This is a genomic window from Acinetobacter pittii (genome assembly GCF_034067285.1).
GTDB classification, from domain to species: Bacteria; Pseudomonadota; Gammaproteobacteria; order Pseudomonadales; family Moraxellaceae; genus Acinetobacter; species Acinetobacter pittii_E.
Genome location: NZ_CP139286.1, coordinates 2016793 through 2041149, shown reverse-complemented (window position 1 = coordinate 2041149; position 24357 = coordinate 2016793). Strand labels below are relative to the sequence as shown.

The 24357-nt window shown below is 34.6% G+C and carries 23 protein-coding genes and 1 tRNA gene; 9 read left to right on the top strand and 15 right to left on the bottom strand.

Annotated elements, in window-relative coordinates; genetic code table 11:
• Positions 1 to 3: 3 nt before the first annotated feature.
• Complete coding sequence (locus SOI81_RS09595) at positions 4 to 1239, bottom strand: SfnB family sulfur acquisition oxidoreductase (protein ID WP_239976733.1); 1236 nt, start codon at positions 1237 to 1239, stop codon at positions 4 to 6.
• Positions 1240 to 1584: 345 nt separating this feature from the next.
• Between SOI81_RS09595 and SOI81_RS09590 the strand changes: the two genes are divergently transcribed.
• The 6 genes from SOI81_RS09590 (at position 1585) to SOI81_RS09565 (ending at position 6872) form a co-directional block, all read left to right on the top strand.
• Complete coding sequence (locus tag SOI81_RS09590; RefSeq protein ID WP_016141265.1) at positions 1585 to 2349, top strand: glutathione S-transferase family protein; 765 nt, start codon at positions 1585 to 1587, stop codon at positions 2347 to 2349.
• A gap of 532 nt (positions 2350 to 2881) precedes the next feature.
• Positions 2882 to 3775, top strand: a complete 894-nt coding sequence (gltI, locus tag SOI81_RS09585) for an amino acid ABC transporter substrate-binding protein (protein ID WP_320540598.1) — start codon at positions 2882 to 2884, stop codon at positions 3773 to 3775.
• Positions 3776 to 3869: 94 nt separating this feature from the next.
• Positions 3870 to 4712, top strand: a complete 843-nt coding sequence (gene gltJ / locus SOI81_RS09580; protein WP_224991732.1) for an amino acid ABC transporter permease — start codon at positions 3870 to 3872, stop codon at positions 4710 to 4712.
• Positions 4713 to 4714: 2 nt separating this feature from the next.
• Complete coding sequence (gltK, locus tag SOI81_RS09575; protein WP_016145033.1) at positions 4715 to 5392, top strand: amino acid ABC transporter permease; 678 nt, start codon at positions 4715 to 4717, stop codon at positions 5390 to 5392.
• A gap of 13 nt (positions 5393 to 5405) precedes the next feature.
• On the top strand, positions 5406 to 6149 hold the full coding sequence (gene gltL / locus SOI81_RS09570; RefSeq protein ID WP_002114298.1) for an amino acid ABC transporter ATP-binding protein: 744 nt from the start codon (positions 5406 to 5408) through the stop codon (positions 6147 to 6149).
• A 252-nt stretch (positions 6150 to 6401) separates the two neighbouring features.
• Entirely contained in the window at positions 6402 to 6872 is a 471-nt protein-coding gene (locus SOI81_RS09565; RefSeq protein ID WP_016141261.1) for an Lrp/AsnC family transcriptional regulator, read from the top strand.
• Positions 6873 to 6917: 45 nt separating this feature from the next.
• Here SOI81_RS09565 and SOI81_RS09560 read toward each other — a convergent pair whose 3' ends face one another.
• The 3 genes from SOI81_RS09560 to SOI81_RS09550 all read right to left on the bottom strand — a co-directional run bounded on the left by SOI81_RS09560 (position 6918) and on the right by SOI81_RS09550 (position 9133).
• Complete coding sequence (locus SOI81_RS09560; protein WP_016141260.1) at positions 6918 to 7667, bottom strand: YebC/PmpR family DNA-binding transcriptional regulator; 750 nt, start codon at positions 7665 to 7667, stop codon at positions 6918 to 6920.
• A gap of 160 nt (positions 7668 to 7827) precedes the next feature.
• Positions 7828 to 8373, bottom strand: coding sequence for a 1-acyl-sn-glycerol-3-phosphate acyltransferase (locus SOI81_RS09555; RefSeq protein WP_057076096.1), 546 nt, complete (start codon positions 8371 to 8373; stop codon positions 7828 to 7830).
• Positions 8374 to 8560: 187 nt separating this feature from the next.
• Positions 8561 to 9133, bottom strand: a complete 573-nt coding sequence (locus tag SOI81_RS09550) for a TetR/AcrR family transcriptional regulator (RefSeq protein ID WP_016141258.1) — start codon at positions 9131 to 9133, stop codon at positions 8561 to 8563.
• A 279-nt stretch (positions 9134 to 9412) separates the two neighbouring features.
• Here SOI81_RS09550 and SOI81_RS09545 point away from each other — a divergent pair, with 279 nt between their 5' ends.
• Positions 9413 to 10276 (top strand): iron-containing redox enzyme family protein, encoded by an 864-nt coding sequence (locus tag SOI81_RS09545; RefSeq protein ID WP_262456921.1) that lies wholly within the window; start codon positions 9413 to 9415, stop codon positions 10274 to 10276.
• Positions 10277 to 10458: 182 nt separating this feature from the next.
• Here SOI81_RS09545 and SOI81_RS09540 read toward each other — a convergent pair.
• A tRNA-Ile gene (locus SOI81_RS09540) sits at positions 10459 to 10535 on the bottom strand.
• Between the two features lie 1136 nt (positions 10536 to 11671).
• Positions 11672 to 12556, bottom strand: a complete 885-nt coding sequence (locus SOI81_RS09535; RefSeq protein ID WP_320540597.1) for a LysR family transcriptional regulator — start codon at positions 12554 to 12556, stop codon at positions 11672 to 11674.
• Positions 12557 to 12645: 89 nt separating this feature from the next.
• On the opposite strand from SOI81_RS09535, the gene SOI81_RS09530 reads away from it, so the two are divergent.
• The gene (locus SOI81_RS09530; protein ID WP_320540596.1) at positions 12646 to 13083 is read left to right on the top strand and encodes a PACE efflux transporter; all 438 of its coding nucleotides are present in this window, start codon (positions 12646 to 12648) and stop codon (positions 13081 to 13083) included.
• A 60-nt stretch (positions 13084 to 13143) separates the two neighbouring features.
• On the opposite strand, the gene SOI81_RS09525 is transcribed toward SOI81_RS09530, so the two are convergent.
• From SOI81_RS09525 to yyaM, 3 genes are all read right to left on the bottom strand, one after another.
• Positions 13144 to 14559: a cytosine permease gene (locus tag SOI81_RS09525; RefSeq protein ID WP_320540595.1), complete on the bottom strand. Its 1416-nt coding sequence runs from the start codon at positions 14557 to 14559 to the stop codon at positions 13144 to 13146.
• A 238-nt stretch (positions 14560 to 14797) separates the two neighbouring features.
• A complete protein-coding gene (locus tag SOI81_RS09520; protein WP_224991738.1) occupies positions 14798 to 15262 on the bottom strand; it encodes a hypothetical protein in 465 nt (154 codons plus the stop codon).
• A 230-nt stretch (positions 15263 to 15492) separates the two neighbouring features.
• Positions 15493 to 16422 (bottom strand): DMT family transporter, encoded by a 930-nt coding sequence (yyaM, locus tag SOI81_RS09515; protein ID WP_239977316.1) that lies wholly within the window; start codon positions 16420 to 16422, stop codon positions 15493 to 15495.
• Between the two features lie 94 nt (positions 16423 to 16516).
• On the opposite strand from yyaM, the gene hvrB reads away from it, so the two are divergent.
• Positions 16517 to 17368 carry a LysR family transcriptional regulator gene (hvrB, locus tag SOI81_RS09510; RefSeq protein ID WP_320540594.1) on the top strand — a complete coding sequence of 284 codons (852 nt, stop codon included), beginning with the start codon at positions 16517 to 16519 and terminating at the stop codon, positions 17366 to 17368.
• Between the two features lie 64 nt (positions 17369 to 17432).
• Here the strand turns inward: hvrB and SOI81_RS09505 are convergent, their stop codons facing one another.
• The 6 genes from SOI81_RS09505 to mrkB all read right to left on the bottom strand — a co-directional run bounded on the left by SOI81_RS09505 (position 17433) and on the right by mrkB (position 24350).
• Positions 17433 to 18059, bottom strand: a complete 627-nt coding sequence (locus SOI81_RS09505) for a sterol desaturase family protein (RefSeq protein ID WP_239977319.1) — start codon at positions 18057 to 18059, stop codon at positions 17433 to 17435.
• Between the two features lie 103 nt (positions 18060 to 18162).
• Complete coding sequence (locus SOI81_RS09500) at positions 18163 to 19161, bottom strand: AraC family transcriptional regulator (protein ID WP_239977320.1); 999 nt, start codon at positions 19159 to 19161, stop codon at positions 18163 to 18165.
• 83 nt (positions 19162 to 19244) lie between these two features.
• Positions 19245 to 19424, bottom strand: coding sequence for a hypothetical protein (locus SOI81_RS09495; RefSeq protein WP_025470319.1), 180 nt, complete (start codon positions 19422 to 19424; stop codon positions 19245 to 19247).
• A gap of 566 nt (positions 19425 to 19990) precedes the next feature.
• Positions 19991 to 21010 carry a fimbrial protein gene (gene papC, locus SOI81_RS09490; protein WP_239977322.1) on the bottom strand — a complete coding sequence of 340 codons (1020 nt, stop codon included), beginning with the start codon at positions 21008 to 21010 and terminating at the stop codon, positions 19991 to 19993.
• Positions 21007 to 23463 carry a fimbria/pilus outer membrane usher protein gene (locus SOI81_RS09485; RefSeq protein WP_239977331.1) on the bottom strand — a complete coding sequence of 819 codons (2457 nt, stop codon included), beginning with the start codon at positions 23461 to 23463 and terminating at the stop codon, positions 21007 to 21009. The genes papC and SOI81_RS09485 overlap by 4 nt, the downstream gene beginning before the upstream one ends.
• A gap of 140 nt (positions 23464 to 23603) precedes the next feature.
• Entirely contained in the window at positions 23604 to 24350 is a 747-nt protein-coding gene (gene mrkB / locus SOI81_RS09480) for a molecular chaperone (protein ID WP_320540593.1), read from the bottom strand.
• Positions 24351 to 24357 lie beyond the last annotated feature (7 nt).

Below are 24357 nucleotides of genomic sequence, written 5' to 3'. Positions count from 1 at the left end.
TCCTTAAATCCAGGCATGGCGGGCAGGGAAGTGACCATTAAGGTAATAATTGCCAATGGCATGTAATTTCCAACGAACAGGGTCGTGTAAAGTATGTACTCGGGCATTTCGCCAATGTTGATCTAAATTGTGTTGGCTTAAGCTTGAACGGCTACCGCCTAGCTCTAATAATTTTTCAGAGATTTGTAGAGCAGCATCATTGGCATAGACTTTTGCTTCTGCGACCAAAATTGAAGCTTTTGCTACTTGTTCATCAGTCACAGTTTTAAGTTGATCAAGTTCATCTAAATATTCAGCAGCTTCATCGAGTAATAAAATGGCCGCGTCGAGCAAAATATTTAACTTACCCACTTCTTGTAGGGTGTAGTGTTCAAAACTGGCTTTTTCAACATTTGCATCAATAATTGGACGTGCTTTATGGATAGTCGATAAAGTATCGTCAAAAGCAGCTTCCGCTATACCTACATCAATCGCTACTTGTAATAACTGCGAATAAGCACCGCGATAAGTTGGGGTTTGCGTCAATAAGCGTTCATCAAAAATAAGCTCAGGATTAACTCCAACATGAGTTAATTTAACCGTACCGCTTGCTGTAGTACGCTGACCAAAGCCATTCCAGTCATTAATGACTTCAATGCCTTGAGCATCTTGGTTAACAATGACTAAAACGACATGGCCCTCAGGATGAATGGCTTTAATTGCAAGCCAATGCGCAAAACTTGTACCTGTCGAATAAAATTTTTCGCCATTTAAAATATATTTACCGCTTTCAATAGTAAGCGTGGTTTTTAAGGTTTTTGAGTCATGGGTATTTCGTTCGGGGCCACCGTTGGCAAGACGTTTACCCGCTAATATTTCTGAAAAAATAAATTGTTTTTGTTGTTCTGTGCCCATGATTTCGATCAGGTTTAACAGGCTAATCTGATTTTGTGGAATCTGACCAACATTCGCATCGCCTTTACTTAAAATACGGAAAACTTGAGCCAAAGTTTTATTAGAAACAAAAGCTCCGCCATATTTTTTTGCAATGCGAATTCCGCCTAAACCTTTTTGGCTAAAGCTTTCAATTTGCTCATACGGTAATAAGCGTTGTTGATCACGTGTATTACGACCCTCTAAAGCAAAATCAGCTACTTGATAAGCAGCATTAATCGCTTGTTGATCATTTTGAATGATTTGGACGTATGCCGTCGTTTTAGATAGAGAATTAGACATAATGACACCTTGTATTGCTGTCACTACCTTACAAAAGAAATATTTTTCCACTAAACGAGGACTTATGCTCAGCTTATGAATAAAAATGCAAAGCACTTTTTTTGATTTTTAATAGATAAATAGAGATATAGAAATATATTGAAAATCAATAAATTATAATTTTTATCTGTAAAATGAATAACTAAAAAGGTTTTAATATGAAAAAGAGCTATAAGTACGGTAAAAAAAGATATAAAAAATATAGACCTAACTGTCAGTGAAAAATGAGCACAATATCCATTGTTTTCATTAAAAATAGCTTCTAAAGTATCTACTTACCATCGACCATTTTTGTACAAATAGTCAAATAAAAATAAACGTGGAGATTTTATGCGGGTTTTGTATCAGTTTCCTTTGTCCCATTATTGTGAAAAAGCTCGCTGGTTGTTAGACCATAAAGAACTTGATTATGTGGCTCATAACTTAATTCCAGGATTTCATCGTGCTTTTGCACAACTCAAAACAGGCCAAAATTTATTGCCTATTTTGAAAGATGATCATCAATGGATTGCTGAATCGACTAAAATTGCACTTTATCTGGATGATACCTATCCAGAGCACTCACTGTTACGTCGTGATGAACAATTAAGACAGCAAACATTAAAAATAGATAGTTTGGCTGATGAGCTAGGTATTCATGTACGTCGTTGGGCTCTGGCTCACACTTTGGCACATGGTGACCATGCTTTAGAAATTATGATGGGTGAACAAGGCTATTTGCGTCAGTTTGAAAAAATCTCGAAACCCTTTCTCAAGACACTGGTAAAAAAGAACTATAAACTTGAAGAGGAGTTAGTGAGTCAGTCAAAAGAACGTATGGATGAACTCATAAATGAACTAAATAACTGCTTAATAGAAAATCAGGCACGTTATATGGTGGGTGATCGCTTAAGTCTTGCTGACATTTCTGTATGTTCTATGCTTGCTCCTTTATTGGAAATAAAGGGTACGCCGTGGGAACGCGAAGAGGCGGAAGATGCTTCAGAAGAGTGGAATAACTATCAGCAAAATTTACTCGATTTACCTCTTGGTCAGTATGTTTTAAGAATATATCAAACTGAGCGTAATGCGCGTGTAGATTGGCGCGGAATTTAAAGTCATAAAATGCCCTGAGAAAATCGGGGCTTTTTTTATCTTTCATAATTAATTTATTTATTCATGTATTACTATCAATTTTCTAAATGATTTTTATCAGGCCATTTGTTTATATTATTGTACTAACTAAACGACTTTTAACTCTATAAATTTAATTTTACCTAAATGACTAATAATTTTAATTTTTATGATTTTTTGGAAAATACAATTTTTCTAAATACTGTTTTTAGCCAAAGTTAAGCCACTTTATTGTGCGTGTGTTTACATTGTAATCAATAATTGCCACATTTAAGTGTAAATAGATGAGCTTAATAATAGACAGAAGATTAAAACATAGATTAAAGTAGAAACATGTGAGCAGTTTTAAAGGTATTAATTCTGCAAAACAGATTGAATAAAATAAGTGAAGCAAATGGATGTGTCCTGCTTGGAAAAGTTGGCTCGATAATTGCAATTTAATAATAAATCACTCTATTGCCCTATATGAATGATTCTATAGATAAATAGAGAGAATGATCATCAAGGAGTTCTTATGAAACGTTCTGCAACCTCTCTCATTATTTCAACATTTATGCTTTGTACGGTTGGCGCTACTTCTCAAATTCAAGCAGCAGATACATTAGCTAAAATTAAAAGTACCGGAAAAATCGTAATTGGTCATCGAGAATCTTCAGATCCAATTTCATATGTTGTTGCAGGTAAACCAGTAGGTTATGCAGTCGATATCTGTAACCAGTTTGCAAATGACATTAAAAAAGAATTGAAAATGCCTGGGTTAAAAGTTGAATACAAGGCAGTAACATCATCAACACGTATTCCTGAGCTTTTGGCAGGCAATATCGATATGGAATGTGGTACGACTACAAACTCTAAACAACGTCAGCAACAAGTTGGTTTCTCAACAAACTACTACGCAACTGAAGTACGTATGGCTGTTAAAGCGAGCTCTGGCATTAAGAGTTTAGCAGACTTAAATGGTAAGGCAGTGGTTACTACTCAAGGCACTACATCTGACAAATACATCAAGATGAATGAAAAAGGTCAGGCTGTTAATGTTCAAAATATTTATGGTAAAGATCATGCTGACTCTTTTGCCATGATGGCATCTGGCCGTGCTGCTGCATTTGTAATGGATGATAATATTTTAGCAGGCTTGATCGCTAAATCTTCTACACCTAAAGCGTTTGCAATTGTTGGCCCAGTACTTTCATCTGAACCTTACGGCATTATGCTTGCTAAAGATGATCCAAAATTTAAAGCAGTTGCAGACCGCACTGTAAATAATTTATGGAAAACTGGTCAAATGGACGCTTTATATAAGAAATGGTTCTTATCACCAATTCCACCAAAAAACACGAATTTGAACATGCAACAAAGTTCATCTTATAAGAAATTAAAAGCTCACCCAACAGATGCAGGAATCTAACTGGATCTTTTTGTCCTAAATTTACTTGTGCAAGTGTAAAAATTCATTTGCACAAGTGGTCTATTTTCTAAAGATATTAATTTAAGGGGCAAACATGTCAGTCGGCTCGCTAAACTGGACTATATTCTGTGCGGAGTCTAATGAATATGGTGTCGATAAAGCCGCATGGGCAGAATCAGTTTGTAAAGCTATTGGTAGCTCAAGCTACAATGCTTATGCTGAGGCACCCACATGGTTACAAATGTTAGGTTCAGGCGTGTTCACTATGATTTGGACAGCTGTTATAGCCTTTCTTATCGCATTTTTATTAGGTTCTCTCCTCGGGGTAATTCGTACATTACCTAACAAACCTCTCGCATTTATCGGCAATTGTTACGTTGAAATTTTCCGTAATATTCCACTTATTGTGCAATTATTCTTCTGGGCTTTTGTTTTTCCTGAATTTTTACCGGACAGCTTAAGTGCAGGTAGTGGGGATGTAGTTGCTGGTGGTTGGTGGAAAAATATTTTGAATCAGCAACCTGCGGTTATTGGTGTTTTTGCATTGGGTCTCTACACGGCTGCTCGTGTATCTGAGCACATACGTGCCGGTATTAATACTGTTTCTCGTGGACAGAAGTTTGCAGCTTCCGCTATGGGTTTTACGACAGCACAAAGTTATCGTTATGTCATTTTACCGGTTGCATATCGTACTGTATGGCCAACGATTACGTCTGAAGCAATGAACGTTTTCAAAAACTCAGCTGTTTTATATGCATTGAGTGTGTTGAATTTCTTTGCTTATACGAAAACCATGCGTGAAGAAACTTCTCAGGACATTATCATTCTTATTCTCTCTACTCCTGTTTATTTAATTATCACTTATAGCATTAAGTTTGTGATGGCATGGATTGAGAAACGAATGGCTGTACCTGGTTTGGGTTCAGGAGGTAAGTAATCATGGATTTTTCTTTATTACAAAACCCTGATGTGATTGCAGCACTCAAAGAAGGTTTCATTTTTACGCTTACCGTAACGGTATTGGCAATGATGGGCGGTATCCTAATTGGAACCCCATTGGCAATGATGCGTTTATCTAGCAATGCTATCGCCAGCAATTTTGCAAAATTTTATGTTGATCTGTTTCGTGGTATTCCACTAATTCAGGTGATCTTTATTTTTTACTTTTTGTTGCCGAAAATTTTTGAGTTTCAATCTGATACCTATTGGGGGCCGTTGTTCTCAAGCGTTGTGACTTTTGCGATTTTTGAAGCAGCTTTTTTCTCGGAAATTGTACGTTCCGGAATTCAGTCTATTTCAAAAGGACAGGTCCATGCAGGCTATGCGCTAGGGTTTACCTATGGTCAATCAATGCGCTACGTGGTTTTACCTCAAGCCTTCCGTAACATGCTCCCAGTATTGTTAACTCAAACAATTATTCTATTTCAGGACATCTCATTAGTTTATGTCATTAGTGCACCAGACTTTTTAGGTCGTGCAGATACATTGGCTAATACTTATGGGCCTGAAACAAAAGCAACATTCTATTTAATCGTCGCTGTAGTGTATTTCTGTAGCTCGTTTGTGCTATCGCATTTAGTCAAACGCTTACAGCAAAAAATTGCCATCATTCGCTAATTGGAGATTTTAAATGCCAATGATAGACATCCAACATATCTCTAAATGGTATGGTGATTTTCAGGTTTTAACAGATTGCACGACGAGTATTGAAAAAGGTGATGTCGTTGTTGTGTGTGGACCATCTGGTTCAGGAAAATCAACACTCATTAAAACAGTAAATGCTTTAGAACCATTTCAACAAGGTGACATTATTGTTGATGGGATTTCGCTTAAAGATCCAAAAACAGATCTTGCTAAATTTCGTTCAAGAGTAGGAATGGTCTTTCAGCACTTTGAACTTTTTCCACACATGACTGTTTTGGAAAATTTGACGATCGCTCAGGTTAAAGTGTTAAAGCGCTCAGTTGCAGATGCTCGTGCAAAAGGATTGAAATATTTAGAGCGTGTAGGTTTACTCGCTCATAAAGATAAATTTCCGGGTCAGTTATCAGGTGGTCAGCAGCAACGTGTAGCAATTGCACGTGGTTTGTCTATGGATCCAATCTGTATGTTGTTTGACGAACCAACTTCTGCACTTGATCCGGAAATGGTCGGTGAAGTACTTGAAGTTATGGTGCAACTTGCACATGAAGGCATGACCATGATGTGTGTTACCCATGAAATGGGCTTTGCTAAAAGAGTATCTAACCGCTTAATTTTTATGGATGAAGGTAAAATTTTAGAAGACTGCCCAACGCATGAATTCTTTGATAATTTAGAAGCTCGCCATGAACGTGCGAAACTCTTCTTGGAAAAAATTCAGGCAATGCACTAATATCCTTAAAAAAGAGCCTTTCAAGGCTCTTTTTTTTAATCTCATTTCTCTAGAAGTTATATTTTGCTAAGAGATAGATACTTGAATAGCTTCCCATATTAAAGGTGTGCGAGTAGAAAGTGTAGAAGGATTTGCAGGTGCATTTGATTGGCAAAGTTGTTTTTAGCTGCCTTTAAGCCTTTGTATTTTCAATGCAGAAGTAGTCGTATAGGGTATACTGTCGTTATTGTAAAATTCTGGCTGGAGATAAGAATGGAGTTGGACCGTTTTGATAAACAAATTCTAGAAATTTTGTCTCATGAAGACCTAAATTTGAATGAACTTTCAGAACGGATCAATCTGTCAGTCAGTTCTGTACATCGTCGTATCAAACACCTGATTGAAGCCAACATTATGGGCCAGCTCAAAAGGGAAATTAACTTTAGTAAGCTTGGATTTACTTTACATATTTTATTGCAAGTTTCATTAAGCAAGCATGATAGTGAAACGTTTGACAAGTTTCTTGCTGAAATAGAAGCAATTCCAGAAGTCACTAATGCTTTTTTGGTGACAGGGCAAAGTGCTGATTTTATTTTAGAACTTGTAGCGCGTAACATGGATGACTACAGCGAAATTTTGTTAAGACGTATTGGAAAAATTGACAATGTTGTTGCTTTACATTCAAGCTTTGTCATTAAAAAATATAATGTGTTTAACTGCTATAACTTACTTAATAAACTATAAAAAAACGCACCAGATGGTGCGTTTTCTTTCATTCAAATGTCTGATTTAGGCATCTAATTGAGCTAAAACCTCATCCGAGAACTCAACGTTGGTATAAACGTTTTGTACATCATCGAGATCTTCAAACATATCGATCATTTTTAGAATTTGTTTTGCTTGATCAACATCTGTAATTTCAGCTTTTGTAGATGGACTCATCACAACTTCTGCGTTGTCAGATTTTAAACCAGCAGCAGCGAGAGCATCTTGAACTTCACCAAAGGTCTCAGGTGAAGTAATTACTAAAATTTCATCTTCTGAAACTTCAATATCTTCAGCGCCAGCTTCTAAAGCAACTTCCATGATTTTATCTTCTAAAGAAACATCTTCAAAAGTAATCTCACCACGTTTAGTAAATAGATAAGATACAGAACCCGCAGTTCCTAAGTTACCATTTGTCTTACTAAAGCAGTGACGTACGTCTGGTACGGTACGGTTTAAGTTATCTGTCATTGTTTCAACAAGAACAGCAACACCACCAACGCCATAACCTTCGTAAGTTACTTCTTTTAAATCATCATTATCTTCACCACCAGCACCACGTTGGATCGCACGGTTAATGGTGTCACGTGTCATATTAACTGAGAGTGCTTTTTCAACTACTGCACGCAGACGAGGGTTGCTAGCAGCATCTCCACCACCAAGTTTGGCAGCAGTCACAATTTCACGAATATATTTAGTAAAAACTTTACCGCGACTTGCATCTTGTTTCGCTTTACGATGCTTAATATTGGCCCATTTAGAATGACCCGCCATGGACGTGAACTCCAAAAAAGAAAATGCAAAAGTGCTAGAATATTAGCATAGGCATGGTTTTGTTGAAAACTGTTGCCCTGCGTTTTGTTAGCCAATTGAATAAGAACAATAAGCTTAAGATCTAATGACTGAGATTAGGTCAAATTAAGCCCAATTTGATTTAGTTAATTTTCACATCTATATCAAATTGTGCATATAGTTCTTTAATTGTTTCCAAATCTTTTTGTAAATCTGTTGGATAAATTTTACCTAAAATCCCACCTTGTTTACTTCGAGCATTGGCATACATTAAAACGATTGGAACATTGGCTGCTTTAGCAATATGCCAGAAACCGGTACGGATAGGTTTGCGTTCCGAACCATCTTTAGCACGAGTAGCTTCAGGAGCAATCACCAAGTTAAAAGTTTCATGCGTTTGAAATTGTTCAACCATCTGAGAAACAATATCTTTACTTGCTTTGCGATCAACTGGAATACCACCTAGCTTTTCTAAAAGTGGTTTAAGCGGGCCTTTAAAAAGTTCCTTTTTTATTAAAGTATGAATTTTTATATCTAAAATTTGGAAGAGGGCAATCGATAACACTGCATCTAGATTTGATGTATGTTCAAAGCCAATAATAACTTGTTTTTTCTCAAGAATTTGAGGATCTACATTGTAGGTCCAACCAACGGCTTTAAAGATAGAATTACCTAGAAATTTTTTCATAGATCAGTGCAAGTTGATAAATTTTCAGGATTCTAATATGAGTTTGTAGAAAAGCCTAGAGAAATTATGAAAGCTAAAGTAGGGCACCAAAATTAAGGATGAAGTAAGCTCTAAATTGTTTGAAAATTTATTTTTTATTTTTCTCTCAAACTTTTTATGAAAATAATAAACCTGAAGAATATTAAAACTATGAGACTTGCTGAGGGATCTCTTCATTAATTAAATATTCAATATATTGCCAAATCTTTTCTGGATTAATCAGGTTTTTATCCGTGGTGCCATCAATAATCATTCCATCAATAATAGAAATAATAATATGAACAAGAGGAGTAGGATTTTTTATACCTAATTGAGTGAGCTTTTCATGCAATAAATTAGTGAGCCATTTTGTATATTCGTAAAATGGTTCACGAATTGAAGTATATTGTTTAGATACTTCAATAAATGCTTTTTTAAATAAACATCCATTAAAGGTTTCGCTATTGATCCACTCAATATACCAATTAAAAATAATATGGATTTTTTCAAGAGGGCTGGCATCTTGATGTAAATTTAATTGTGCATTGATTGAGTTTTGAATATTTATATTGCGATGTTGCAAACACTCCATAATTAAATTTTCCTTTGAAGGAAAATATTTATAAAAAGTCATCTTTGCAACATTTGATTCAGCAATAATACGGTCAACACCAGTAGCATTGTACCCAATCTGATTAAATAAATTTAAAGCAGTATTTATAATATCTTCTTTTTTTGACATTACTATTCCATATAGTTAAAACTAATTATAACTTAATCTAAAATATTAAATTTTTAATACAAATTATGATAATAAAAAACTGAAATTGATTCAAGTTTATATTGTGATAATGATTATCATTTAATTGGATTTTTTTTAAATTTTCTATTTGATTTCGTATGATTTTACTTCTAATATTAATTAATGATGGAACATGTTTAAATATTAATTTAAGTCATTGTTTTTATAATAAAATATGTAAAAATCGGACAGGCTTTAATAAGTTTAATGAGAGCGGATATGCCTAAGAAATTTGAGAATTTTAATAATCCTAGAAAGAAAGCACTTGCAGGGATGAAGCAAAGCATTTCAGCCGAATTATGGGAAAAAAATTTAAACTTTTTGACCCGTTTGAGGGCGAAAATTGCTGAACACCCTGTATCTCATCATTCGGCAATTGATACTTTAAATAATGGCAAAATTAATAAAGAAGATTTAAAAAAAATTCATTTAGAATATCGTCACGCAATTGTTCAAACTTTCACCGATGCTTTGCTCATGGCACAATTTCAAACAAAACAATTAGAGCCAAGATTACATGCAGGTGCAAAAATGTATCCGCGCTTTCTTTTGAGTTTAAATATTTTTGATGAGTTTGGATTTCGTCCAGGTTTAGATAAAGACGGTTACTATCAGGGGAATCCTGAATATGCTCACTATCCGCTATTTGAAGATATATTGAATGATTTTGGTATTACAGAACAAGATCGCCTCACGTATCAACCCTCTGAAATTGCAAAGCAAGTTAGGGTGTTTTTAGAAAATGCTTATGATGACTATAAGGCTGTTTCAGCGTTATTAGCAGTTGCAGAGGAAGAAGTTATTCTTTATAGCCCACCGTTACGTAAAGCCACCAAAGCAGTAGGTCTGGACGTGGAGGGTGGTGGTTATTACCATGTACATGGGATATCTGAGGATGAAAGTGCAGAAGCCGCAGATGATGACCATGAAGAAGACTTATGGTATGTCTTGATGCAAGCTTGTACAGAAGAAGATTATAACTATATTGAAAAGTTATGCTTAGAGTATTGTGATTTGTGGGAAAAGTTTTGGGATGCTCAGTTAGAAAATACAGAGCTGATGCAGAAGCAAATTTTAGCTTAATAGAAGAAATAGGAATATTCAGTTTAGAAGAAAGGTATTTAAAAGCAGTTAAAACTTTAAGATAAAATAAACTTTACAATTTGTTAATTAAGTTTTGAATATTGTTTAAATGAGCGAAAACTATTCTATTTAGATAATTATTAAAAAACCCCATAAACTTTTTAGTTTATGAGGTTCGAATTTGGTGGGCCCACACAGACTTGAACTGTGGACCAACGGATTATGAGTCCGCTGCTCTAACCAACTGAGCTATAGGCCCTATAAGTCAGAAAAGCTTTTAATCTCAAGGCTTTTCAGTGCGTGCAATACTAATCAATTTTTTAATTAAACACAAGTCATTTTCTGAAGTAGACGTAACGCAAAATCAAAATTATTGTGATTTATTGGTTAAATATTACAAGCGATAGCGATTCTAGCGTATGTTTACTTCATGAGTAAAGTGAACTTAGTTATTTATCGATCAATTAGAACTTATTGCAGCAGTTTGTCATGTTAGTGATATAAATATTCTTTCAATTGTATGATTAAATTATATAGAATGTATTTGTTTGAAATGTGATCATTTTTGTGTTTTATTTGTTTGTAGTAAAGAATAATATATTAGGTAAACTTAGTCAAAATACCTAAATATAAACAAAATATAAATTTTTATGTATTGAAATTAAATTATAAAATATAGAAAGCATCATTTCAAAAATCATATCTATTGAAAAATACTGTCTATAATTTTAATTTATTAGAATTCTAATGAAGTGTTTGTAAATGTATAATATTAAAAAATTATTCGGTAAAATAACTTAAATGAGGTATTGTTAATAATTTTTAGAGCAAATATAAAATTAAAAATTTAGAATAAAGTTATTTACAATTATATTGGTAAAAAGTTTAATTGAAGTAGTAAGGCAATTACTTCGAATATAAAAGTAATGAATAAATGTATTTCCAATATTTAGATATGTGAATTTAATTAATTTAAAAATATAATATTTAACCTTTATTTGTTGACTGTCTTTTTCTAAAAGCGGATAAGCCTTTTAGGGAAGAGAATGGAAGTTTTTATCATTGAAAAAACCTTCTTTTTTCAAAAATATTTTTTATATAAAACTTAAAGAATAGCTGTCATCGCAACAATGTAATTCTTTGTATCTAATCAACTTTATTCTTGACTAAAACACTTGGTTTTAATAAAGTATAAGTGTATTTTTTACAAAATAAAATATTATTGCTTAATCCTGAAATACAGTAAGAAGCCTACTTTTTGAGTAGGCTTTTTGCTATTTAACAATAATGGTAAAAATAGTACAGAATAATAAGCCCAAACTTTAAAAAAATAGATTTAGCAAGAATTGGCCTCATAAAAATACCTATAAGTTTTTATGATTCACATATGAAAATTTATAAATTTTCTTGAATAATTTGAATTAGCTCGCGTGCTGCTTTAGGTAAAGGGCGATCTTGAAGCCAAATTAAATAGATTGATAGGGGTAAATGATTTTTTGTATTTTTAAAATCTAAAAGCACTAAATGACCTTGATCGATTTTTTCTTGTACTAGAGATAAAGGAAAATTTCCCCAGCCGAGTCCTGCTTCAACCATATTAATTGCTGTTTGTAGACTATTCGTTTTCCAGTACATTGCACCAATAATTGAACGGGGATCTGTCATTTCAAGTTCACTACTCGCCACAACAATTTGTCTAATATTGATTAACTCCTCAATAGAAAACTGCTTTGATTTTTCTTGTAGAAGAGTATGGCTAGACGAAATAGTAGCCACTACTGTTTCAGACATTACCAATTGTAGATTCTCACGCATTTTTATATTGAGGTCTGAACCTGCTAAGCAAAGACTAATTTGCTCTGTATAAAGTAAATTAACAATGTCATCTTGAGGTGCAGTAATAACTTCTATATTCAGCAAGGGAAATTTATCAGCTAACTTTTTTATTGAATTAAATAATAATTTGGTATTTACGTCTGAGACCACCCCAATCCGCAATTTACTTTCAAGTCCTAAAGAAAGTTCATGTGCGTGAGTACTAAATAGCCTAAGTTGTTCAGAAATAATCCGTGCTTGAGGTTCCAAAGCTAATGCTGTGGCGGTTGGAATGACCTTGCGAGGGGTACGCTCAAATAAGGTGTAACCCAATTCTGCCTCTAAATTAGCTATGGCCATACTTACTGCTGAGGGTACCCGATTTAGTTTACGGGCGGCTGCAGAGAAAGAGCCTGTATCGAGTACGGTAATAAATAATTCAATATTTTCACTGTTAAAATTCATTTTGATATCAGTTGAACTGAAAGCTATTAACTTTATATATGATTTTTACTGAAATTAAAATATAAAGAATTAAGCAGAGTTTGTTGATTATGCAAGGTATAAAGCGTCGAATTGTATATGTATCTTCTTACGAAGTAATCGGAATGATTATTTCATCAGTAGGATTAGCGATTTTGGCAGGTGATAGTGTTGAACATACAGGACCACTCTCTGTCATGATTACAACCATCGCTGTAACTTGGAACTTTATCTACAATATTTTATATGAGAAGTGGGAAGCCAAACAAAGCAGTAATGTCCGTACAGTTAAGCGTAGAGTGGGGCATGCTATTGGTTTCCAACTTACCTTAGTCTTATTTTTGATCCCTCTTATTTCTTGGTGGATGGATATTTCTCTGGTTGCTGCTTTTTGGTTAGATGTGGCCTTTATTATCATTATTCCTATCTACACTTTTATATTTAATTGGAGCTTTGATAAGTTATTTGGATTGCCCATTTCGGCACAAGCTAAAGTTCTAGAAGAATAGTCGCCAAATCACATTAATAAGCTATCAAGGTGATCAATTTTGATAGCTTATCTAGTTTAATTATTTGATTTGATCAATCACTAATTGTTTTGAAAATTTGATTTGAGCTTTTTTGGCGAAAATATAGTAAATCAAGGCAGTAGAGATAAGGCCTACAAGCCACGATAAATCGATTCCTCCTAACATTGCCGCAATTTGACCTGTATAGAATTTACTATCAATAAATGGCAGTTGAATCAAAATACCTAAAAAGTAGCAGGTAATCCCAATCCGATTCCAACGGCCATACTTGCCGTTTGGATCATAGAGCGCATCTACATCACATTCTTCTTTAGAGATAAAGTAATAATCAACCAGATTAATAGCGCTCCATGGAATAAAAAAGGTAAGTAAAAATAAAATAAATGCTTTAAAAGCAGTTAAAAAAGTATGCTCACCTATAATTGCGATAACGGTTGAAATTACAACCATAGCAAGGACAATGAGTAATCTGGTTATTTTTGAGATTTGATTCGTCGATTTGAAACTATTCCAAACCGTAGCAATACACATAAAACTACCATAGGCGTTTAAGGTCGTCAGAGTAACTTTTCCAAAAGCAATACTAAAATATAAAAAGGTAACAACTAGAGCAATTGGATTCATACCAACAACATATTGAACTTCATTTCCAACAAAATTGCCGTTTGCAACCTGAGCGATCAAAACACCTAAGCTCATAGAAATTTGTGAGCCAATTAAAGAGCCTAAGCCGACAGCCCAAAAAACACGAGATGAAGATGTTTTAGTTGGAAGATAACGAGAATAATCTGCAACATATGGTCCAAAAGAGATTTGCCAAGAAGCAGAAAGTGAAACTGCTAACAAAAATGAAGACCAACTGAAATGACGTACGGCTAAGAGTTCAGAAAAATCAGAAAGTGCTAAGATTTGAGTCAGAATAATCACAAAAGCGATCAAACCAATAATACTAGCTACTTTGCCTACCAAATGAATTAAACGGTATCCAATCGTTGCGAATAAAATAATTAAACTTGCATAAATTAAGATGCCAGTTGTATTACTGACATGTGCTAGATGTGCAATTGCTTTACCGGCTAATACCTCTCCAGTTGCGGTAAAGCCAATATACATGAGGCAAACGAGTATGATTGGAATACATGCACCATATACCCCAAATTGCACACGACTTGAAATCATTTGAGGGAGGCCAAGTTTAGGACCCTGGGCAGCATGTAGCGCCATGACGGCAGCACCAAAACATTGTCCTACCAATAAACCAATAATAGACCAAAAAACATCTCCACCTAAAACAACGGCAAGAGCACCTGTCACAATGGCTGTGATTTGTAAGTTGGCACCGAACCATAGGGTGAATTGAGCAAAAACACCTCCATGTCTTTCATTTTCTGGAATAAAATCAATGCTTCGATTTTCTATGAAACTATTATTAGATTTCCCAGCCGATGAGTCCATTTCACTCTCCTTATCCTTTAAGAGTCACTCTATTCTTATTTATTCATATCTGTACAATCAAATACACACATGTATATACAAGTAATTTAAAAAAGAATCAAACATTTTTTAAAGTTTGAGTAATTAAAAATGACTTAAATTATTAATATATAAAATAAAAATATTCGTTTGAGATTATTTTTTAAATTTAAATAATAAAAAAACAATATATAAAAAGCCCTCTCTAGAGGGCTTAATTTTATGCATTTGCATCTAAAACCAGCTGAAAATAAATAGGTAGTTCAGAAAATTGTACCAGTTGGGTTTTATCTTCTTGTTTAAAATAATATTGATAATTTGGAGTTTCTAAATGGTTATCTAGATATTGGGTTGCATCAGTAAACTGTGCTTTTGCAATAGGCTTATCTTTTTTGCATTTAATAATAACGGGGTTTACAGAGTTTAGTTTTACAGGAACACCATTTTCAAATTTAGCAGTTTCAATTAATAAGGAAATTTTGAAATCTCCGAAGGTTACACAAAAGTGCCCTCCATTTTCTGTCTTAATTTCTCGGTCAGAGAAAAGATCCTTAAATAAGTTCTTTAGAGATTCTCTATGCTTATCTAAGGCAACTTGAAATTCATGATCTCGTTGCTCGATCTTTTCTTGCTCTTCTTGTAGCAATTTTGCTTGCTTTTCAATTGTTGTAAAATCCAGCTTCATTTTAATATCTCCTTTGGTTGTTTTAAAACTATATATGGCAATCTTTTATTAAGTTTTAAAGAAACATACAGTATTTGTTACAACGGAATAATTAAGATGAGCTTTTGTATAAATCATTACCAAGGTAAGAATATATTTGAAAATATAAGAACTTAAAGAGATTATTGTTATTTTATATTTGAAAACGCTGCTACATATTAATGATAGATTTTAATGTAGCAGCATATTTCTTATTCTGTACAGTGTTTAGCCATAAGTGGAGTAGTTTTAATTTTTAAAAAACCTCCACTACTCATTACACCAAGCATCACCAAAGCTGTTCCTACTAACTGCCAGATATTGAGGGACTGTCCAGTAAGTAGAGCAATTATCATACTGAACACAGGCACAAAGTTAAAAAAGACAGAAGCGCGACCAGCACCTAACTTTTGTATGCCATTAAACCAGAATAAATAAGCAATCATGGTAGAGCAGATCACGACATATCCCATCGCTAAATGTGCATTTACAGGTGCAGAGGCAATGGCTGAAAGAGGATCTTCAAATGTCATACTCAACAGAACCAGTGTTATTGCTCCAAACATCATAGAAAAAGTTGTTGTTTCTAGTGGGGTAGCATTCTTTACATAACGACGAGACAGCACATTTGCGAGACAGAATCCAAATGCGCCCAATAATATAAATAGATCTCCAATGTCTATTTTTAGGTGAAGTAAAGTTGTTATATGGCCCTGACTAATCACAAGTAAAACGCCACTTAAGCCGAATAAAACGCCTAAAAATTTACTCGTGGTAAGTTTTTCACCATCTAACATGATTGTCATTAATAGGGTCATTAACGGTGTAGTTGCCATAATTAGAGCACCGTTCACGGCAGATGTTGTTTGCAATCCATAAAAACAGCCTATGTTGAAGCCTGCAATTCCGATTACCCCTATAATCAGATAGATCGCTAGATTCTGTTTTAAGGCTGTCCATCTAAGCTGACCCGTTATTGAAAAAATTATAAGCAAACTTAGACTTGCAATCGAAAATCGTTCAGATGCAGCAGATAACGGAGGCATATGTTGAATAATATAAGACATTGCATTAAATGCTGAACCCCAAAAAAACATTGTTAAGACAACACCAGCATAGGCATAAGCCACCGTTCTGTTCATGGACAAGCTCCCATTAAGAAAGGTTTTATTCTGGGCAATTACATAAAGGTGTACAATTCCATATAAATACACTTCTAATGTGAAAATTTGCACAATGATTGATTGGGAAAATTTACATTACTTTTCAGTTTTTACCGAAGAAAAGTCACTGTCTGCGGCTGCACGAAAATTGGGAGTAGACCATGCCACTGTGTCTAGAAGAATTGCTCAGTTAGAACAGAATTTAAAACTCAAATTAGTTGATCGTAGACCGCGTACCTACATTCTAACTCCTGATGGCGAACGACTTGCCCAGGTGGTTGCTCGTATGATGGAAGAAACTTTTTCTATCGAACGTTTAACCCAGGCGGGCCAGCAAGAAGTCATGGGAAGTGTTTCTATTAGTATGCCTCCCTTAACTGCAGCGCATCTGATCATGCCTCATCTGGATAAATTTTATCGTGATTATCCGCAATTAAAATTGCGGGTGCTCGGCGACGTCCATTATGTTTCTTTGCAGCATAGTGAAGCTGATATTGCGGTAAGGTTCGGACGTCCTAAAGATGAGAATTTAGTAGCGCGTAAAGTTGGTGAAATTCCTTTTGGAATATATGCGGGGCCAAATTATTTAGCTTCAACAGAGCCTGAAAATTACGAATGGATTAGTGTGGAAGTCGGAGGAGTACATGGTCAAAAACAGCAGAAGCTAAAGGAACATTTAAACTATAAAGACCCAATAATGGTTACTAATCATCCTGAGCTACAGTGGAGAGCTGCATGTGGCGAAGTCGGGTTAGCGGTTTTACCTGATTTTTTAGGCGCATTTAGCAATTTGGTTAGATTGCAAGATGATTATCCAATGAGTGCTGAAATCTGGTTAGTTACACACGAAGATTTACGACATAGTCCTGCTATACGAGTCGTATTAGATTTTCTTATGTCTTGCTTTGAGCCTTTTAAAGTCTAATCTGTGAACTATTTATTTATATAAAAGCTGCTGGAGTCTACAGCTTTTATATTGGGATAAATTTTCAAGCCAGACTTACTTCTATTCCTTTACGTAAATTAGATTGGTCCTGATTGGAGTTTAAATCAATCTTGGCATACGATTTGGCAAATATGCGTCGAGCAGCAAAATTAATCGGTTTTTCTAACAGCTTTGGTAATTTGATACCTAAGGGATTAGTTTCAGTCTGAGATACTTCAGTAGTGACCCGAGTTCCCATAATATAGTCAAACCAAGGTTTGGTAACACACCAGTTAGCATTTTGATTGCTTGTCATATGATGATCATAGTGCCAAGGAATACGTTTTTTTGCATATTCAGGGTCTAAATGAGCCTTTGAATGTACACGCCAATAATTCCACAACCCATAATAAAGCCCAGCTGTAAAAAAGGGTGCTACAGGTAAAAAAATAGTGGCGGCCCCAGCTAACCCAAGTAAAGCGGTTTTTTCGTTATACATTTCAGCATTTTTAAACATTGATTCAGCATAACCTTCATCTTGAAAGCCATTTAAACGAGCGCGCTTATGATGCGCAATATGGGTGAAAAATGGACTATTACGGTACTGACTTGGATATTCATGTAACCAAACTTTATGAAAGTACCATTCAAGACCATTTGCAACGAAAATACCTACAGGGAACCCGAGCATATTGACTACTTCTCATCAATTACAATTTAAAGCCATTGTAAAAGAAGGGAGATTTATCTCTTTGACCTAATAGGCAATAGAGTAATTGCCTTTAGAATCAATTTTACTGTTTCTGTTTGCGCTGGCGATATGCGCTTGGAGTTTCACCAGTCCAACGTTTAAAAGCCCGTGTAAATGCTGAGGGTTCAGAAAAACCAGTTAAATAAACAATCTGATCAATAGTTTCTTGCGTATGCGCAAGCAAGCGTCTAGCAAGCTTTTCTCGATGTTGGTTTAAAATTTTCTCGTAATTGGTGTTTATTGCTTGTAAATCAGCACGTAGGGTACGTGGGTTACGATTTAATTTCTCAGCAATAAATGTTTGATCGAATTCCCCCGATTCGAGTAACCCATTGCTGAGTAAGCGCTCAATCGCATAAACAAGTTGATGTTTTTCTAAAGTTGATAGTTGTTGTTCAGCAATTGTTTCATGAATTTTTAATAATTCTGGTTCAGCTGCTGGTGATGTTTTATTTAATAATGCGCTAGGAAAAATTATAGCACCTTGTTTTTGATTTAAAATTACCGGGCAATTCCAAGCTTCTTGATAACTGTTAGCTGAAGCACCTTGTTGATACGGTAAGGTAATTTGACTAGGTCTAAACTCATCATTTGTAATATATTTAAAAAAATTAAGAAAAATACCAATTCCACATTCAAGGTAATGTCTTACAGGATGTTCAAAACCAACCAAAGTTGCTATATCTTTTTCAATAGTTAAAGAAAGGTGAAAGACATCGGTTAGAAGGGCCTGATACTTTAAAGCACGTTGTAAACCTTCACCAAAAGTAGAACTGCTTAAAAATAAATACTCAATAACTAATCCTCTGAAAGCAGGCATTTGGCTACCTACATGTAAGCCAATATCTGGGTCCTTACTTATTTGTTCAGCAGCTGTCCAGAACCTTTCTTGAGTAGAGTTATTTCTACGAATATTTTTATCTGGCGGTTGATTGGGTAAATTAACGCTTGCGAATATAGAAGCGGCATCTAATCCCATCTGTTGCATAGTCTGATAGGTCATCCATAAAAAAATTCCAGCATCAGAAGAACTTTTTGACATATTTTTATAGTAATTACCCAGTAAATTATAGGATGCATTCAACCATGATTTTATGGTTAATACGATATTTTTAGAATTTATAATTAAGCATCAGGAAAGATACCTGCATCTTCGCGTGCTTGCTTTAAAGCTAATATAAAAGATAGCAATAAAAGTAGACCTATTAAGAACAGAAAGAAATCAATTTTACTAATTGCACACCCTATGCTGAAGGCTCCTAGACTTAATAAAATAATACATAATATTTTCCAAAAAATGAGCATGTTACGTTCTAGTGAAAAGCCTAAGATCTTGTTTGTAATTGAAGGGGATTTCTAAATTTATTTATGTTTTTTTTCTTATAAATTATGTAATTCTTTATAATTGTTATAAACACTAATTTTTAATATTTGAATTTAAGTTATTGAAATTATATTAAATATTTTTAATCTACTTAAAAATGGATCTTTTAAATTTTCTTAAAATTAAGTTTTTATTAATTAATAGAATGATAATTCTTTAGAAACACTATAGAATAGCTGTTTTGAAATTAAATATACTTTTTAAATTTATTTAAAACAATGGGTTACTTTATTTTTTTAACTTTTTAATAAAAAAAAGACTTGATTTTTGAGCTAGATTTTGGAATTATAGTCAGGCAAATTGTGATCTATTTCCCACAATTTGTATTTCAGGTTAAGTGGTTATCACTAATGCTCATTTGCTATTTTCGCTTATGAGCATTTTTTTATGGAATTTTTTAATATAACTACAAAGTTTTAAAAAGTTAAAAATTTAAGTTTTTAGCAACCTTTAATTTTTTATTTTTAATAAATGGTATAGGGGGGAATTAATCATATTGAATAGTCACCGTTGCTGTTGCGGTAACTATACCTGCGCTCACATTAGTTGCTGTTTGATAGTAACGAGCAGTTAAGGGAATATCATATTCTATAGTTTGGTTAGAATTGACCGTGCCTATATTTTGTTTGGCTGTTTTTTGAATAGGGCTTTTAGCGCCATTCATATTCCATAGCAGTTCTACACCCACACCATTGGCTTTGTTTGAATTTGCAGCACTATTATTAATGACCTGATTATTGGTGGGGTCAGAGTTATAATCAAAACTTAAGCTGATCGTGTTGCTCGTAGCTATACCAGAGTTATTTTCGCCGCCATTACATAAAATGGATAAGTTAAAACTCTGTTCACCTTGTGTTGAACCAATCGCTTTAAAACCTGACTTCATAACATTAGGAAGTTGCACAGGGGTATCTATACCATTTTGAATTTCACATGATGAGGATGCGATTAAAATAGGGGCATTACTTAATACGGTAGTGGTTAGAAATGGGCGATTCTGTTGCCCCGATACATAATAAGTACTGTAACGGCCTGCTACTAAGGCGCCTGAACCTGTTGTCATCGCAGTTTTAATTAATTCCATAACAAAATACCCTGGAGAAAGCGTATAGGCTGTATTGGGTGTTAATGTACGTCTATATGGATAATATCCAGAAAAATCTGAAGCATCTGCAGCTTCACGATAAAGACGAATACCAATACCGGGAATATTGGTTGCATAGACATTATTACCTATTGGACTAATTGGATAGTTTAAGGGGAGAGCTGCAATAATTTGATCACTCGCACGATTACATGTTGCACTTGAGTTATTTGGAGAGATCGAAAAAGTATTCCTTTGTAATATAGTTCCTATAGGATCTGTCGGTTTTACAACGATTTTACCAATGTTCATTGGAATATCGACAGTGGTAAATCCTTTACTTAAAGTACAATTTGCATTTGTATGGTTATAAGCAAATAGACTCACCGCTAAAAATCCAATTTTTTTTAAAATATTATTCATTTACAGACTGCCTTTGTCATAATAATTGGTTGGTTGTTATGCTTTATTTGATCGGTTATATCGTATTCAAGTTCGCATTTTTCTGTACTCTTATCTCCCCATTTCACATATAAACGGCCATGGCTTAAGGGTGTTCTTAAATAAATACGACTGCCTTGTGCGACAATGCCTATTACTTCGTTATTCTGGTTATATACCTGTGCGGCAAAAGGTAGATGTGAACCATCTAATGTTGTTGTATTAATAAAAAGTGCATAACCTTTTTTTGTTGAGAATTGAACTTTAGTGATTGAGCCTGCATAAGGTGCGATACGTAAGCTACTTTCAGCTAGCTCAACTTGTGTAGACATATTCTGCGGGTCAAGGCTAATATCATTCATACGGTAGGGTGTAACATACGGAATAACGGCATACCCTTTTTTATTAATGCTTAGTCCTGGCGTATTCCCGACTTGTGCTCCTGTTGCATCTGGCGCGTAAACTAATACCATTGTTTGAGCTTGGTCTGGTCCAAATAGTAGTCCTTGGGAGTGTGCAACGAGATTGCCACTTAAGTTAAGCATTTCTTGTTGATAGGAATCTGCATAACTTATTGAAGCGCCTATGGTTGTGTAGTTTGTTTTATAGTTACCATTAATATTGAGATTCGTTTGCCCCTGATCTTGACTAGAAATTGATGCACCGTAGTTCAAACGACTTCCTGTAAACCCGCTTAAGTTTAAAATTTGGCTATCTTCACTTAGAACACTATTCAAATTTAAAGAGGTTTTTTTAAAATCTAATGGAAAGGATAGGGACGCTAGGTATCGAGTATCTTGGCCAGCCCGCCCATCAGCTTGGGTAATTTCGCTATTAATTGCAGATAAACTATAAGTTAAATCTTTAAATTGATTGCTATAACCTAATTGGAACTGCTTATTAGGAGTAGATTGATTCCAATAATTTGTCCACGAGCCTACTAAATAGAAATTTCCCCACTGGTTTGGAAGGGCTTGATTCAAAGTAAGCTGGAATTCACTTTTTTGTTTGCCTACTGAAAAACTATCAATATTTTGTTGTTGTAAGTCTCGAATTAAAATTGCATCACGCAATTTGAGATAGTTTTCTGTTGAATAACGATAAGTTGCTAATGTTAAATTGGTATGCGTTGGAGAAAATAGCTTACTGTAACTTAAACGATAACTTTGCCCCGCCATTTTAGGCTGTTGAGCAAATTCGGCATTTGAGTGAGTGACATCGAAAGAAATAGCTCCAATTGGTGTTGAAAAAGCTGTACCTAATAATACAGAGAAATATTGTTGTGCCCCTTGAGCTGAACTATAAGCCGTGAGGTAATTATTAATTCCTCGTTGATATTTACCCTGTATTAACCATGGAGTTAATTTAACGTTTGAATCGCGAAATTGTCCTAAAGTGAATGAATATCGACTCATTTGCGGGCGCAGCATTTCAATGACAGAAGCATAGGGAATAGCGAATTTCTGAATTACGCCATTAGATTCAATTACCGAAACTTGTAGCTCGCCTCCAAATCCTGTTGGATAGAGATCATTAATTTCAAAGTTTCCAGGCGGTACTGTTGTCTGATAGATTAAATTACCTTGTTGTCTAACCTCGACTTTTGCATTGGTTTTTGCATAACCTCGGATTCTTGGAGCATAACCCACCATACTATTTGGAAGCATTCGGTCATCACTTGAAATATTTACGCCGCGATAGGGTAAGGAGTCGATAAAATCACTATTAGTAAAATAATCTCCTAAGGTCACAACACCATGAATTTGGGGAAAGGCCTTTTGTACATATGTATTTGTTGATGTATAAGAAGAATTATTGGATTGAGAGCTGGACTGGCTTTGCCATTTCCATTGTCCATTATGGCGAAACTGCCAACTTGCTAAATTCGCTCCAAGATTTGTTCCCATAAAAGCATATGTATTTTCACGCTGTTCATTCACTATTCGATATGCTGTTGCGTTATAAGTTAAAAAAGCCGCGTTAATACCGCGATCCCACAAGTGTGGATCGATATAGCCCTGCGCATTTTTTTCTAAGACTGCTTGCGGAATTGAAATATCAAGTCTTAAACGGGAACTATCAAATAAATAAAAAGCATTATCTATCCATGAAGCGAGAGCTTTGCACGAAGCCGATGAAGTAGAAGCTTTTTGAATCAAAACATCAGCTTTTACACCATATTCAAATAACATGGCTTCTGTAAAACATGTTTCAGCATTTGTGTTGGGAGTTAGGGCATTAAATTGCATGCGCCGTTTACCTAGCCATTGACCATTCACATAGATATCTAAGCTGTATTCACCAGGTAAGATCGGGTTTCCGTATTTGAAGCGAGCTATATCAATTTTTTGTGCGTTACCGACTAAGAAATTACTATCAAATTCGGCTTTTGAGAAATGTGAAACATCAGTATTATTTTCAGCATATGCAGCCACAGACATGAATAACGTAATACTTGATACGATGTAACAAGTAAAAGGGCTTTTTAAACATATATAAGGTATAAACCATTTAGACATAGTTTTAGAGCCTATTCATGATAGGTAGTTAAATTTTCTTAAGTAATACAGTGAGGTTAGAACTTTATTTGGTGCTCAACTCGTCCACCGTAATCATTGATATATACAAAACTCATATCTGCTAAGTTTTTATTTTTTATTTTTATTTTATCCTCTGAAAAAGGGGCAATCATTATACCTTGCTGTAATAAGTCTGTTTTATGACCTTCACTTGTTTGAAAAATTGAAGTAATAGTGAGGAAAAACGGCGTAGGATTTTTTATTGCAATATATTGATCATTTATTTTCCATTCGACTTTGTCACTGAGTTGATCAACATTTTCTTTTAGGTCTGTAGGACGATAAAAGAATTTAATTCTTGAGCGAACAGCGAGTTGCAAAAAATTATTAGAGGTAGATGTGGCTTGGTCTTTTTGTTGAGTTTTCCCTTCTGGTTTAGGAGGTATATCTAAAACATTAAGCCAAAAAATCGATTCTTGTTGCTGGCTAAGTTGAGATGAGGTTGGTAAAGCTGTAATTCTTAAGGTTTGTCCCTTAGTTGCTTCTACCCGCGAAATCGGTGGTGTAATAATGAAGGGGACATTTGCTTCATCTGGTGTTGACTTGGCATTTCCATCATCAATCCATGCTTGGACAAGAGACGGGGCAGTACCGTTATTACTCAGTTGTAATGTGATTTCACGTGCATTTGAAGGATAAATGACACGTGTACCATGTAAAACAATTTCAGCATGACCTGTAGTAGTTAGTACTGCCTGTAGGCAAACTAATCCCCAAAAAAATTTACGACCACGAAAAAGCATGAGTCAT

Bases quoted from the DNA above. Each gene is read 5' to 3' on its own strand.
- SOI81_RS09590 (WP_016141265.1), top strand. From the start codon at position 1,585: ATGCGGGTTTTGTATCAGTTTCCTTTGTCCCATTATTGTGAAAAAGCT.
- gltI (WP_320540598.1), top strand. From the start codon at position 2,882: ATGAAACGTTCTGCAACCTCTCTCATTATTTCAACATTTATGCTTTGT.
- gltJ (WP_224991732.1), top strand. From the start codon at position 3,870: ATGTCAGTCGGCTCGCTAAACTGGACTATATTCTGTGCGGAGTCTAAT.
- gltK (WP_016145033.1), top strand. From the start codon at position 4,715: ATGGATTTTTCTTTATTACAAAACCCTGATGTGATTGCAGCACTCAAA.
- gltL (WP_002114298.1), top strand. From the start codon at position 5,406: ATGCCAATGATAGACATCCAACATATCTCTAAATGGTATGGTGATTTT.
- SOI81_RS09565 (WP_016141261.1), top strand. From the start codon at position 6,402: ATGGAGTTGGACCGTTTTGATAAACAAATTCTAGAAATTTTGTCTCAT.
- SOI81_RS09560 (WP_016141260.1), bottom strand. From the start codon at position 7,667: ATGGCGGGTCATTCTAAATGGGCCAATATTAAGCATCGTAAAGCGAAA.
- SOI81_RS09555 (WP_057076096.1), bottom strand. From the start codon at position 8,373: ATGAAAAAATTTCTAGGTAATTCTATCTTTAAAGCCGTTGGTTGGACC.
- SOI81_RS09550 (WP_016141258.1), bottom strand. From the start codon at position 9,133: ATGTCAAAAAAAGAAGATATTATAAATACTGCTTTAAATTTATTTAAT.
- SOI81_RS09545 (WP_262456921.1), top strand. From the start codon at position 9,413: ATGCCTAAGAAATTTGAGAATTTTAATAATCCTAGAAAGAAAGCACTT.
- SOI81_RS09535 (WP_320540597.1), bottom strand. From the start codon at position 12,556: ATGAATTTTAACAGTGAAAATATTGAATTATTTATTACCGTACTCGAT.
- SOI81_RS09530 (WP_320540596.1), top strand. From the start codon at position 12,646: ATGCAAGGTATAAAGCGTCGAATTGTATATGTATCTTCTTACGAAGTA.
- SOI81_RS09525 (WP_320540595.1), bottom strand. From the start codon at position 14,559: ATGGACTCATCGGCTGGGAAATCTAATAATAGTTTCATAGAAAATCGA.
- SOI81_RS09520 (WP_224991738.1), bottom strand. From the start codon at position 15,262: ATGAAGCTGGATTTTACAACAATTGAAAAGCAAGCAAAATTGCTACAA.
- yyaM (WP_239977316.1), bottom strand. From the start codon at position 16,422: ATGAACAGAACGGTGGCTTATGCCTATGCTGGTGTTGTCTTAACAATG.
- hvrB (WP_320540594.1), top strand. From the start codon at position 16,517: ATGATTGATTGGGAAAATTTACATTACTTTTCAGTTTTTACCGAAGAA.
- SOI81_RS09505 (WP_239977319.1), bottom strand. From the start codon at position 18,059: ATGCTCGGGTTCCCTGTAGGTATTTTCGTTGCAAATGGTCTTGAATGG.
- SOI81_RS09500 (WP_239977320.1), bottom strand. From the start codon at position 19,161: ATGTCAAAAAGTTCTTCTGATGCTGGAATTTTTTTATGGATGACCTAT.
- SOI81_RS09495 (WP_025470319.1), bottom strand. From the start codon at position 19,424: ATGCTCATTTTTTGGAAAATATTATGTATTATTTTATTAAGTCTAGGA.
- papC (WP_239977322.1), bottom strand. From the start codon at position 21,010: ATGAATAATATTTTAAAAAAAATTGGATTTTTAGCGGTGAGTCTATTT.
- mrkB (WP_320540593.1), bottom strand. From the start codon at position 24,350: ATGCTTTTTCGTGGTCGTAAATTTTTTTGGGGATTAGTTTGCCTACAG.